The sequence below is a fragment of the Collinsella sp. AF05-9 genome, assembly GCF_003465595.1.
Classification (GTDB): domain Bacteria; phylum Actinomycetota; class Coriobacteriia; order Coriobacteriales; family Coriobacteriaceae; genus Collinsella.
Genome location: NZ_QSBB01000005.1, coordinates 57297 through 70195, shown reverse-complemented (window position 1 = coordinate 70195; position 12899 = coordinate 57297). Strand labels below are relative to the sequence as shown.

Annotated in this window: 8 protein-coding genes and 1 pseudogene; 8 read left to right on the top strand and 1 reads right to left on the bottom strand. The window is 61.9% G+C overall.

The window, feature by feature from the left end:
* Window positions 1-31 precede the first annotated feature (31 nt).
* From DWV43_RS02890 to DWV43_RS02875, 4 genes are all read left to right on the top strand, one after another.
* Window positions 32-1204: a Fic family protein gene (locus DWV43_RS02890; RefSeq protein ID WP_117786768.1), complete on the top strand. Its 1173-nt coding sequence runs from the start codon at window positions 32-34 to the stop codon at window positions 1202-1204.
* Window positions 1205-1451: 247 nt separating this feature from the next.
* Window positions 1452-1958 (top strand): MarR family winged helix-turn-helix transcriptional regulator, encoded by a 507-nt coding sequence (locus DWV43_RS02885; RefSeq protein WP_117582977.1) that lies wholly within the window; start codon window positions 1452-1454, stop codon window positions 1956-1958.
* A complete protein-coding gene (locus DWV43_RS02880; RefSeq protein ID WP_117817036.1) occupies window positions 1951-3765 on the top strand; it encodes an ABC transporter ATP-binding protein in 1815 nt (604 codons plus the stop codon). Before DWV43_RS02885 ends, DWV43_RS02880 begins: the two co-directional genes overlap by 8 nt.
* Entirely contained in the window at window positions 3758-5677 is a 1920-nt protein-coding gene (locus DWV43_RS02875; RefSeq protein ID WP_117716362.1) for an ABC transporter ATP-binding protein, read from the top strand. The genes DWV43_RS02880 and DWV43_RS02875 overlap by 8 nt, the downstream gene beginning before the upstream one ends.
* A gap of 207 nt (window positions 5678-5884) precedes the next feature.
* Here DWV43_RS02875 and DWV43_RS02870 read toward each other — a convergent pair whose 3' ends face one another.
* Complete coding sequence (locus DWV43_RS02870; protein ID WP_117817035.1) at window positions 5885-6763, bottom strand: LysR family transcriptional regulator; 879 nt, start codon at window positions 6761-6763, stop codon at window positions 5885-5887.
* 232 nt (window positions 6764-6995) lie between these two features.
* Here DWV43_RS02870 and DWV43_RS02865 point away from each other — a divergent pair, with 232 nt between their 5' ends.
* The 4 genes and pseudogenes from DWV43_RS02865 (at window position 6996) to DWV43_RS10535 (ending at window position 12781) form a co-directional block, all read left to right on the top strand.
* The gene (locus DWV43_RS02865; protein ID WP_117817034.1) at window positions 6996-7877 is read left to right on the top strand and encodes an SDR family NAD(P)-dependent oxidoreductase; all 882 of its coding nucleotides are present in this window, start codon (window positions 6996-6998) and stop codon (window positions 7875-7877) included.
* A 66-nt stretch (window positions 7878-7943) separates the two neighbouring features.
* Window positions 7944-9203 (top strand): MFS transporter, encoded by a 1260-nt coding sequence (locus DWV43_RS02860; protein WP_117817033.1) that lies wholly within the window; start codon window positions 7944-7946, stop codon window positions 9201-9203.
* Between the two features lie 68 nt (window positions 9204-9271).
* Window positions 9272-10312 (top strand): Gfo/Idh/MocA family protein, encoded by a 1041-nt coding sequence (locus DWV43_RS02855; protein ID WP_117817032.1) that lies wholly within the window; start codon window positions 9272-9274, stop codon window positions 10310-10312.
* A 410-nt stretch (window positions 10313-10722) separates the two neighbouring features.
* A pseudogene (locus DWV43_RS10535) lies at window positions 10723-12781 on the top strand (Tex family protein).
* Window positions 12782-12899: the final 118 nt, after the last annotated feature.

The window sequence follows — 12899 nt, the reverse complement described above, 5'->3', positions numbered from 1 at the left end:
TTGGCTCAAATTTGTTCTTAGGACACTAACGATGCTCGCACCCATCACACCCGGACGACAGGGAAACGTCAGGCACAACCTTTCAGGAGCCCTCGCCTATGATTCGTTTAGACCCGCCAATATGGATTCATTCTTTCCAATCAATTTATCCGCTGATTCCATGCGGCTTGTCTCCGATTGCCGCGCCATACTCGGCGAGGTTGAGGGCATGTCTCGCTTTGTTCCGAACATCGACATGTACCTTTCTATGTACGTTCGCAAGGAAGCGCTCTTGTCCTCTCAAATCGAGGGTACGCAATGTACGTTCGATGATGTTCTTGACCCGTCAAACGAATCCAATGCGAGCCGGGACCTAACCGACGTCGTCAACTACACTCGAGCGGTGCAGCAGGCGACCACGCTCATGGAGGAACTGCCACTCTGTATGAGGCTGCTCAAATCCGTCCATGCCACATTGCTTGGAAATGGCAGAGGCTCCGACAAGACGCCGGGCCAGTTCAGGACGACTCAGAACTGGGTCGGACCAAACGGCTGCACGCTCAATGAGGCCCCGTATGTCCCTCCCAACACGGAGGATATGAAGGAGGCACTTGGCGACCTCGAGCTTTTCATCAACGAGCGTGACGACATCGATCCAGTCATCAAGGCCGCTTTGGTGCACTACCAGTTTGAAACCGCGCACCCGTTCCTCGACGGCAACGGACGCCTCGGGCGTCTGCTCATCCTCCTTTCGCTCATACATGATGGGGCGCTCACCAAGCCGGTCATCTACCCCTCGTATGAACTCAAACGACACAGGAGCGAATACTACGATTGGCTTATGCGCGTAAGGCAGAGAGGCGATTTTGAGGGATGGGTTTCGTTTTTCAGTACCTGCTTGCTTGCAAGCGCACGCGAGGCGCGGGATTCGATGCGGAAGCTTGTCGACCTCCATTCGGAAACCGAAAGGCTGATTCGCGAAAAGGCGGGAAGGGCTACGACGAACGCCCTTATGCTACTCGACCTTCTCGAGGGCAATCCGATCGTCGACACCGCCTTTGTGTCTGAACGAATGCAGATTAGCAGATCGAGCGCAAACAACCTTATATCCCAATTTACCGATTGGAGCATTCTTGTCCAACGTGATACGAGCAGGAAACGATACCGCACGTTTTCATATGAGCCATATCTCGCCATCCTCCGAACCGGCGACGAGCCGCTCTAAGTCTCGGAAAGCCAAGGGGCGAGACCGGCAGCTGCCAGTCTCGCCCCCTTAATGAACCTATCGAAAACTCCGGGATACGCCGTGGCCCGCTGAATCTACGCTGCGAAGACTGTCCAAGATTCCCCTGGCACCGGCACCCCAGCACTGCCACAAAATCGATTCGGTACCTTGACAATCAGTTAGGTACCTCTAGAATCACTTAGGTACAAAACAATTTCTCTACCTAACTAAAGAAAGGAGCAACACCATGTGCGACGAATGCATCGACCTCTGCCCCCATACGCCGGGCGGCGACCCCATCGAGCCTGCAGATTCGCCCGAGGCGCAATCGCAATCGGATGCACTTGCCAAGCGCATCCTTAACGGGCTTGGCTTCTGCGGCCATTACATGCACTTTCATGGCGGAGGCGTATCCGGCAAGGCGCCCATCATCTGCCTGCTGGCCAAGCAACCCGGCGGCGAGATGTCGCAGCAGGAGCTCGGCATGCACTTTGACCTCAAGCCGGGATCGCTTTCCGAGATCCTGTCCAAGCTCGAGCTCAACGGCCTCATCGAGCGCAGCCGTAACCCCAAGGATCGACGGCAACTCACCATTCGCCTGACCGAAACCGGCCGGGAAAACGCCCGCATCGACCAGGCGGCCCGCATCCGCTTTAGAGAACGGGCCTTTAGCGCGCTCACCCACGACGAGCGCGAGGACCTCGCCGAAATGCTCGATAAAATCCGCGTAACCTGGGAGGAACTGGATGATTAAAACCCTCATGGGAAGCATCCGCGACTATATGAAAGTCACTGTTGCCACGCCGCTGCTCGTGCTTGGCGAGGTGCTCTGCGAGATGCTGATTCCATTTATCACCGCCAACCTGATCGACGCCATCAAAGACGGCGCCACCGTAGCCGAGATGCTTCCCACCGCGGGTTTTTTGGTGCTCATCGCGCTTACGTCGCTTGCTTTTGGCGCCGCTGCCGGCGTCACCTGCAGCCATGCGAGTTGCGGCTTCGCCAAGAACCTGCGTCACGACCTGTTCTACAAGATCCAGACGTTCAGCTTTGCCAACATCGATGAGTTCTCGAGCTCCTCGCTCGTCACGCGCCTGACCACCGATATCAACAACGTGCAGCAGGCCTTTATGATGATCATCCGTATCGCCGTGCGCGCGCCGCTTGTCTTGATCTTCGCCTTTACCATGGCGTTTATCATGGGCGGCAGCGTCGCCATGGTCTACCTGGTCATCATTCCGCTGCTGGGCTTTGGACTGTTCTTTATCATCTTTAAGGTGCGTCCCATCTTCTCGCGCGTGTTCCACAAGTACGACGCCCTTAACGAGTCCGTCGAGGAAAACGTCACCGGCATGCGCGTGGTCAAGAGCTATGTGCGCGAAGACTTTGAGAAGGAGAAGTTCGCGACCGCCGCACGCGACGTCCAGATGGACTTCACCCGCGCCGAGAAGCTGCTCGCCTTTAACAACCCCATGATGAACATCTGCGTCAACTGCGCGTTTGTCGTCATCATCTACCTGGGCTCCAAGCTCATCATCACGAGCCAGGGCACGCTGTTCGACGTGGGCCAGCTCTCCTCGACCTTTACCTATGGTTTCCAGATTCTCATGAGCCTGATGCAGCTGTCGATGATCTTTGTCATGGTGACCATGGCCGACGAATCGGCACACCGCATTGCCGAGGTGCTGGCCGCCGAGCCCACGATCGCCGATCCCGCCGAGCCCGTGCTCGAGGTTGCCGACGGTTCCATCGACTTTGACCACGTGAGCTTTAAGTATTCCAAGCATGCGAAGCGCCAGGCGCTCGACGATATCGACCTGCACATTACGAGCGGCGAGACCATCGGCATCATCGGCGGCACCGGCTCGGCCAAGTCCACGCTCGTTAACCTCATCGCCCGCCTGTACGACACCACCGAAGGCGCTGTGCGCGTGGGCGGCGTGGACGTGCGCGACTACGACCTGGACGCGCTGCGTCACCAGGTCGCCATGGTGCTGCAGAAAAACGTGCTGTTTAGCGGCACCATCGCCGAGAACCTGCGTTGGGGCGACCCGAACGCCACCGACGAGGAAGTCCGCGAGGCAGCGCATCTGGCCTGCGCCGACGAGTTTGTCGACGGTTTCCCCAAGGGCTACGACACCTGGATCGAACAGGGCGGCTCTAATGTTTCGGGCGGTCAGAAGCAGCGCCTGTGCATTGCACGCGCCCTGTTGCGTCGCCCCAAGATCTTGATCCTGGACGACTCCACCAGCGCCGTCGACACCAAGACCGACGCCAAGATCCGCGCGGGGCTGGCAAGCTATCTGCCCAACACGACCAAGCTCATCATCGCCCAGCGCATCAGCTCCGTGCAGGACGCAGACCGCATCATTGTCATGGAGGGTGGCCGCATCGCACAGATCGGCAACCACGAAGAGCTGCTCAAGACGAGCGAGATCTACCGCGAGACCTTTACCTCGCAAAACAAGATGTCTGCCGAGGGCGAAGGGGCCGTCGAGGCCGACACCGAGGCATCCGCAACGCAAGCTCAGACCCAGGAAGGAGGCGAGGCACATGAGTAAGGCAACGACCGCCGAGCGCGCGCTCAACCGTAAGGGCGGCACCATGTCGCGCCTCATCAAGACGCTCTTTGGCTTCTATCCCGTGCTTTTGCCCCTTGTCGTCGCCGGCGTGGTGCTCTGCGCCATCATCAACTCCATCGGCGCGACCTTCCTGCAGAGCGCCCTGCAGATTATTAGCGAATCGTGGCAGTCGGGCGATTGGGAAGCCGCACAGCCCAAGATTCTGCAGCTCGTGACCACCCTCGCCTGCATCTACGGCGTCGGTGTCCTGTCCTCGCTCTTCTGGAACCGCGCCATGGCTATCGTCACGCAGGGCTCGCTGGAGAAGCTGCGCGAGATGATGTTCAACCGCATGCAGGACCTGCCGATCCGCTACTTCGACACGCACCAGCGCGGCGATATCATGAGCCACTACACCAACGACATCGACACGCTGCGTCAGATGATCAGTCAGTCGCTGCCCAACCTGCTCATGACGATCATCATCATCGTCACGGTGTTCTTTATCATGCTGTACTACAGCGTGTGGATGTGCCTGGTCATCATCGCCGGCGTCGCCTTTATGACCTTTATGACCAAGCTGCTCGGCTCCAACTCCGCGCGCTTCTTCATTGCGCAGCAGACCGAGCTCGGCGTGGTCGAGGGCCATATCGAGGAGGTCATGAACGGCCAGAAGGTCGTCAAGGCGTTCTGCCACGAGTCTGCCGCCGAGGCCGATTTTGACGAGCGCAACGAAAAGCTCTTCGAGGTCTCCCAGAAGGCCAACATGTACGCCAACATCCTCATGCCCATCCTTATGAACCTGGGCAACCTGCTCTACGTGCTGGTCGCACTGGCGGGCGGCATTTTCCTGGCGCTGGGCGTGCCCAACCTGAGCATCTCGGGCATGGCGCTGTCGATCGCCGTCGTGGTGCCGTTCCTCAACATGACCAAGCAGTTCTGCGGACAGATCGGCCAGATCTCACAGCAGATCAACGCCGTGGTCATGGGCCTCGCCGGCGCCGACCGCATCTTTGAGCTCATCGACGAGAAGCCCGAGGCCGACGAAGGCTACGTGACACTCGTCAACGCGCAGGTGAACCCCGAGACTTGGGAGTTCGAGGAGGCGGACCACCACACCGGCATGTGGGCGTGGAAACATCCGCACCGCGCAACCGGCGAGATCGAGTACGTACCGCTGCGCGGCGACCTGGTCATGGACAACGTCGACTTTGGCTACACGCCCGACCACGAGGTGCTGCACGGCGTGTCCGTGTTTGCCAAGCCGGGCCAGAAGGTCGCGTTTGTCGGCGCCACCGGTGCCGGCAAGACGACCATCACCAACCTCATCAACCGCTTCTACGACATCGCCGACGGCAAGATCCGCTACGACGGCATCAACGTCAACAAGATCCGCAAGGCCGACCTGCGCCGAAGCCTGGGCGTCGTGCTGCAGGACGTGAACCTGTTCACCGGCACCGTGATGGATAACATCCGCTACGGCAACCTGGATGCGACCGACGAGGAGTGCATCGCGGCGGCCAAGCTCGCGGGCGCGGACGACTTTATCACCCGCCTGCCCGACGGCTATGACACCATGCTCACCGGCAACGGCGCCCAGCTGTCGCAGGGCCAGCGCCAGCTGATCTCGATAGCCCGCGCTGCCGTCGCGGATCCGCCGGCAATGATTCTGGACGAGGCAACGAGCTCCATCGACACCCGCACCGAGGCCATCGTGCAGGCGGGCATGGATAAACTCATGGAAGGCCGCACGACGTTTGTCATCGCACACCGCCTGTCCACCGTGCGCAACTCTGACGCGATCATCTGTCTGGACCACGGCCGCATCATCGAGCGCGGCAACCACGACGAACTGATCGCCAAGCGCGGGTATTACTACCAGCTCTACACCGGAGCGTTTGAGCTGGAGTAGGACCGATTACTGACGGAGGGTGCCCCGGGGACGGGCGGGGTATTTCCTCCGTGCTCAAACATTCTCGCTGCGCTGCGAAACTGCGCGCGGAGGAAATACCCCGCCCGTCCCCGGGGCACCCTCCTGTACGCGATTAGCCCGTCATTTAAAACGGAATAAAAGTTAGTGAGGCCCTGGCCGTTTGGCCAGGGCCTCGTTTTGTGTAAGCTACTTGAGGAGTTGGGCCATGGCGTTGACGAATTTTTGGACTTGGAGGGTAGGCTCGAGCGGGTAGTGCAAATAGACTGGCACCTCGCGGCCGCACAGGAACGGCACGCCTACAAAGGCCGGGTGTACGCCTGACCAAGCTCCGCAGGTGAGCACCGCGTCGCCCTTTTCCTCCGCCTCGTTAAAAAGCGCAAAGTCAAAGCTATCCACGTCGATCACGTCCACGCCGCCGTCGGCCAAAAGGTCGATGCGCAGGCTGTCCATGGCGTCGTTGCCGTGACGGAGCACGCGCAGGCGCATGCCCTCCAGGTCGGCAACTGTGATGCGCGTCTTGCGCGCAAGCGGGCTCGTGCGCGGCACGTCGATATAAAACGGCACGGTAACGATGCGGAGCTTTTGGCAGGCGTCGCCCCAGCGCGGGGTCGAAAAACTCGACTGCACCACATCCACCTCGCGCCCCAGACTGCGCATGACGGTCTCGCGCTCATCGTAAAGGTCCCCCACCGGCACAATCTCAAAACGCAAGCGCGGCTCCATGTCGTGCACCTGCGGCCACAGCGCGAGCGTGTGGCGCCCCGGGCACATCATCGATACGCCCAGGCGCACCGCACCGCCATCGCCCGCCGCTCGCCGGGCGCGGCGCAACGCATCCTCGGATTGGCGCATGATCGAGCGCGCGTCGTCCACCAACAGCGCGCCCGCCGGCGTCACCTTGACGCCCGAGTGCGACCGCTCGAACAGCGTGATGCCGAACTCGGCCTCGAAGCCCGAAACCTGCTTGACGAGTGCCGGCGTCGACACGCGCAGCTTTGCCGCCGCGCGCGAGAAACTTCCCAGCTCCGCGGCGGCCGAAATAGCGTCAAGTCGTCGATCGTACACGTCAATCTCCCGTTTCGCACGCGCGGGCGCACAGCACCGCAGGGGGTCGTTTTCGCAGGTCACGCGCTCAATTGAGAACAAACCTCAATGCATAGTATAAACCTATAGTTAATGCCATTCTAACAAATATGCAATTCACCTGCGCAAATGCAAAGCATACGATAACCAGCGAAAACCACGTGGGTCGGTTAATGGGAGCGACCCACCGGGAGGCATAAGAAGGGAAGTTCCTATGAGCAATTGGCTTAAGCTCGAGGGCGATGTCTGCGCTGTGACTGGAGCGCTCGGCGGCATGGGCGTCGAGATTTGCCGCGAGTTCGCCCGCAATGGCGCCAACGTCGTCCTGCTCGACCTGGACGAGGAGAAGGTCAAGGCCGCTGCCGCCGACCTCGCTGCCGAGTTTGGCATCCACGCCGAGGGCTACAAGATGAACGCCACCGACGAGGCCGAGGTTCAGGCCGCCGTCGACGCCTCCATCGCCAACTTCGGCCGCGTCGACGTTCTCGTCAACACCGCCGGCATCCTGCGCTTCGCAGCCATGGAGGACCTGCCGCTCTCCGACTGGAACGAGGTCATCAACGTCAACCTCACCGGCTACTTCATCACCTCGCAGCGCTTTGGTCGCGAGATGATCAAGGCCGGCCAGGGCCGCCTGGTTCACATCTCCACCGTCGCCAGTCACTCCCCCGAAACGTTCTCGGGCGTGTACAGCTCCACCAAGGCGGGCGTCAACATGATGTCCAAGATGCTGGCTGCCGAGTGGGGTCCCTACGGCGTGCGCTCCAACTGCGTCGAGCCCTGCTTTGTCAAGACACCCATGTCGGCAAGCTTTTACGCCGATCCCGAGGTCGAGAAGAGCCGCAGCCGCCTCATCGCCGCGCGTCGCATCGGCGAGGTCAGCGATATCGCCAACGCCGTCATGTTCCTGGCGTCCACGCGCTCAGACTTTACCACCGGCGACGCCATCAAGGTCGACGGCGGCTTCTCCAACATGATGGGCGACCTCACCGCCAAGCCCGGCGGCCGTCGCGCCTATGCCGACAACTATCTTAAGAACAAGGGCGTCGAGCTTTGGTCCGACGAGTCCGGCGTCGCAAAGCCGACTGACCAGTAAACCAACCTGACAGGGAGGCACCGCGGACACGCCCGCTCCTCCCCCGTATCGATTAGAAAGAGTCCCATGGCTTCCACCAACTCCAACAAGGGTCGCGCCGTCGTGCTTTCCGCCGCGTGCGTCACCATGTTCTTCATCAGCTCCATCGCGCTGTACTCCGTCGTGTCCAAGAACCTGCTCGCCGTCTACCCCGAGTGGTCCAGCGCACTTACCTGGGCTTTCCCGGTCTTCCAGACCATCATGGCCGTGACGGGCATCTTCGCCGGCCGCATCTCCGATAAGATCGGCCCGCGCAACGTCGTGATCGCTGCCGCCGTGTGCTACGGCGTGGGCTGGTTCATGTCCGGCACCGTCACCGAGCCGTGGCAGTTCTACCTGTGGTTCTCGCTCGTCGCCGCCATCGGCAACGGCCTGGGCTACAACCCCGCGCTCACCACCGGCCAAAAGTGGTTCATCGACAAAAAGGGCCTCGCCTCCGGCATCACCCTGGCCGCTTCGACCGCCGGCCCCGCTGTGCTGTCCCCGGTGCTCGCCTCGCTGCTCATCCCGAGTCTGGGCATCTTTGGCGCCCTCAAGGCACTCGGCGTCATCTTCTTTGTGACGATCGCCGCCTCCGCCCTGTTCCTGAAGGCCCCCGAGGCCGGTTGGCTGCCCGAGGGCTTCGAGGCCCCCAAGGGCGGCGCGCACGCCGGTACCTTCGGCGACCTCACCCCGGGCGAGATGGTCAAGACCCCGCGCTTCTGGGTCCTCATCGTCACCTTCGCCTTTGCCGCCACCGCGGGTACCCTGCTCGTGGGCAAGGTTGCCTCCATCGCCGCCGTCCAGCTCTTCGCCGACCCCACGAGCGCCGCGGCTGTCGCCCTCGGCGGCGTGGTCGTCTCCGTCAACACCTGCGCCAACCTGGTCGGCCGTCTGTCCTTTGGTCAGATCATCGACAAGCTCGGCGCCTACAAGTCGCTGCTCATCAGCCTTGTCGTCACCATCGTCGCACTCGTCATCATGTCGATGAGCTTTACGCAGAGCATGTTCTTTGTGGCGCTCGCCCTGCTCGGCTTTAGCTTTGGCGCCCTGCTCGTCATCTACCCGCCGCTCACCGGTGGCGCCTTTGGCACCAGCAACATCGGCGTCAACTACGGCATCATGTTTTTGGGCTACGCCGCTTCTACCTGGATCAGCCAGCCCATCACCGCCGTGCTGTATCACGCCGAGGCCGGCAGCGCCGCCTACCAGCAGTCCTTCTACGGCGCCATCGTGATTGCCGTCATCGCCGTCGTACTCACCGTCTACATGATGGTCTCCGACAGCAAGAAGAAGAAGTCCGCTTAGTTTTGCTTGACGCGGCAAGGGCCGTTCTCTTGCCGCATTCCACCGGTCACCAGTATTAAGGAGTCGAAATGTCTGAGCTCAACCCCGTCCGCATTGCCGTTATCGGCGCCGGTGCCATGGGCCGCAACCACATCCGCTTTGTCACCGAGGAGCCCGAAGCCGAGCTCGTCGCCATCGCCGACGCCTTTGAGGGCGCCCGTGCCACGGCCGAGGCCGCCGGCGTGCCGTTTTACACCGATCCCGCCCAGATGATGGACGAGGTCAAGCCCGAGGCCGTCATCATCGCCACCCCCAACGACCTGCATCTGGGCGTTGCCCGCGAGGCCGTGAAGCGCAACATCGTGCCGCTGGTCGAAAAACCAATCTCCAACGACCTCGAGGATGCCCAGGCCTTCGCCGCCGAGGCCGAGACCGCCGGCGTGCCCGTGCTCGTGGGCCAGCACCGTCGCCACAACCCCTTCGTCAACAAGGCCAAGGAGATCATCGAGTCCGGTGAGCTGGGCAAGCTCACCGTGTCGAGCTTCCACTACATAATCTATAAGAATGACGAGTACTTTGATGTCGAGTGGCGCCGCAAGAAGGGTGCCGGCCCGATCCTGGTCAACCTGGTGCACGACGTCGACCTGCTCCGCTACCTGCTGGGCGAGCCCATTGCCGTCCAGGGCATGCAGTCCAGCGCCGCCCGCGGTTTTGAGACCGAGGACTCCGCCGTGGTCAACGTTCGCTTTGCCGACGGCGCGCTCGCGAGCATGACCATCTCCGACGCCACCGCCAGCCCCTGGAACTGGGAGGCGACCGCTCGCGAGGATCCGCAGTACCGTCCCTTCGACGCCGACGCCTACTTTATCGGCGGAACCTTGGGCGCCCTTTCGCTGCCCCGCCTGCACCAGTTCTCCTACGACGGCGCCTCCAACTGGCACAAGCCGCTGCAGATGGAGATTCCGGCCGTCGACCCAGCGCTGCCGCACAAGATGCAGCTCAAGCACTTTGTAAAGGTTGTCCGCCGCGAGGTCGAGCCCGTCGTGACGCCGGCCGACAACGTCAAGACGCTCACGCTTCTCAACGCCATCAAGGAGGCCGCCGAGACCGGCCAGCTCGTCGAGCTGTAATGCCTTAAGAGCGGCCGCGGCAGAAACCCCATGCCGAGTCCCTCGGTCCGTCACAAATAAGCCCCTCTTCTTTGCCCCACGAGCATCCTCCTGCCCGCGGGGCATTTTGCTACCTTGCCGACGATTTTTCTGGAGCAGGAGCCATTTTGTACCTCGGATTGATTCGTTCGCCACGAAATGGGCCTATCTACTACGTTTAACCGATTGCCCTCAACCATGCCAAATTTCGAGAAATAAAAACCGCAGGTAGACAGGTTGCGCGTTCTCGGAAAACCGGGGATGGTCGACCCATACGGTTCAAACGTAGTAGATAGGCCGTTTTCATGGCGCGGCCCCAAAACAGTCTTTTGGGACGGGTGGTATCCTTGGTAGCCCTGTGCCGCAAACGCACCTCAAACGCAAGGAGTTTCATGGATCTTATCGCCCAGCTCGCCCGCGAGCTCAACCTTAAGGCCGCCAACATCGAGGCGGCCGTCAAGCTCATCGACGAGGGCAACACCATCCCCTTTATCTCGCGCTACCGCAAGGAAGCCACCGGTGGCATGGACGACGTCGCCCTACGCGCACTCGACGAGCGCCTGTCCTACCTGCGCAATCTTGAGCAGCGCAAAGAAGACGTCATGCTGCTCATCGACGCCCAGGGCAAGCTCACGCCCGAGCTCGAGCAGCAGATCCGCGAGGCCACGCAGCTCCAGCGTGTCGAGGACCTCTACAAGCCCTACCGAAAGAAGCGCATGACCCGCGCGCAAAAGGCCCGCGAGGCCGGCCTGGAGCCGCTCGCCAACATGATCATCATGCAGGCCTCGGCCAAGGGCAGCGCACTCGACGCCGCCGCGGCATACATCAACGAGGAGGCCGGCTTCGACACGCCCGAGAAGGCGCTCGCCGGCGCAGCTGATATCGTGGCCGAGACGGTGGCCGAGGACCCCGAGAACGTCGCCGATCTGCGCGCCTTTACGCAAAACACCGCCGACATCGTCGTTGAGGCCACCGACCCCGCCGAGAAGACCCCCTACGAGCCGTACTACAGCTATGACGAACCGCTGCGCCGCATCCCCAACCACCGCGTGCTGGCTATCGACCGCGGTGAGCGCGAGGGCAAGCTCCGCGTGCGCGTGAACGTCGACGGCGCTGCCGCCACGGCGCGCCTCGGCAGCCGCTGGCCCCGTCGCCAGGGCGTGTTCGCGCCCGTCTTTGACGCCGCTATCGCCGACGGCTACAAGCGCCTCATGGCTCCCTCGCTGGAGCGCGAAGCCCGCGCCAAACTCACCGTTCGCGCGCAGACCGAGGCCATCAACGTCTTTGCCAAGAATCATGGACGAGACCGGCAAGTTACTCGACCACGGCGTGGTCTACCCCACCAAGCCGCGCCACGACGTCGCCGGCACCAAGCGTGAGCTCGCCCGCCTCGTCAAGAAGAACGGCGTCAACACCATCGTCATCGGCAACGGCACCGCCAGCCGCGAGACCGAGGAAGTCGTCTCGGAGTTTATTGCCGAGCAGGCGCCCAGCCTTCGCTACACCATCGTCAACGAGGCGGGCGCGTCGGTGTACTCCGCCTCCGAGCTCGCGAGCCAGGAGTATCCCGATCTGAATGTCACCGTGCGCGGCGCCATGAGCCTGGGCCGCCGCCTGCAGGACCCGCTGGCAGAGCTCGTCAAGATTCCGCCCCAGTCCATCGGCGTTGGCCAGTACCAGCACGACCTTGACCAGGCCGAGCTTTCGCGCACCTTGGGCCACGTGGTGGAAGACGTCGTCAACCGTGTGGGCGTCGACGTCAACACCGCGAGCGCAAGCCTGCTGGGCTACGTGTCGGGCATTACGCCGAGCGTGGCCAAGAACATCGTGGCATACCGCGAGGAAAACGGCGCCTTTACCGATCGCCGCCAGCTCAAGAAGGTCCCCAAGCTGGGACCCAAGGCATACCTCAACGCCGCGGGCTTCCTGCGCATCAGCGGCGGCAAGAACCCGCTCGACGCGACAAGCGTCCACCCCGAGAGCTACGAGGTGGCCACGTCCGTCTTGGAACGCGCCGGCGTGGCGGCCAGTGAGCTCAGCCGAGGCGGCGTGCCCGATATCGAGCGCCGCCTGGGCAGCATCTCGGCGCTGGCAAGCGACCTGGACTGCGGCACCCTCACGCTCATCGACATCGTCAACGAGCTCAAGAAACCCGGCCGCGATCCGCGCGACGATGCGCCCGAGGTGGTCTTTAGCCGCTCGGCGCTTTCCATCGACGACCTGGAACCCGGCATGGAGCTCAAGGGCACGGTGCGCAACGTTGTCGATTTTGGCGCCTTCGTCGACGTAGGCGTGCACCAGGACGGCCTCGTACATATCTCCAAGCTGGCCAACCGCTTCGTCAAGCACCCGAGCGACGTGGTGCGCGTCGGCGACACGGTCAAGGTGTGGGTCGAGAAGGTCGATCGCGACCGCAAGAAGATCTCCCTCACCATGGTGCAAGGAAAGTAAACCGCCAAAGCGGATATCCCCTCTTCGCGGCAAGTGTCGCAAAGAGGGCGGGCGTTCCCCGCGCTCTTTGCCCCTTCGGCAAAGTGGGGTATACTGTCCGCAGTGTGAAAAGCCTTCG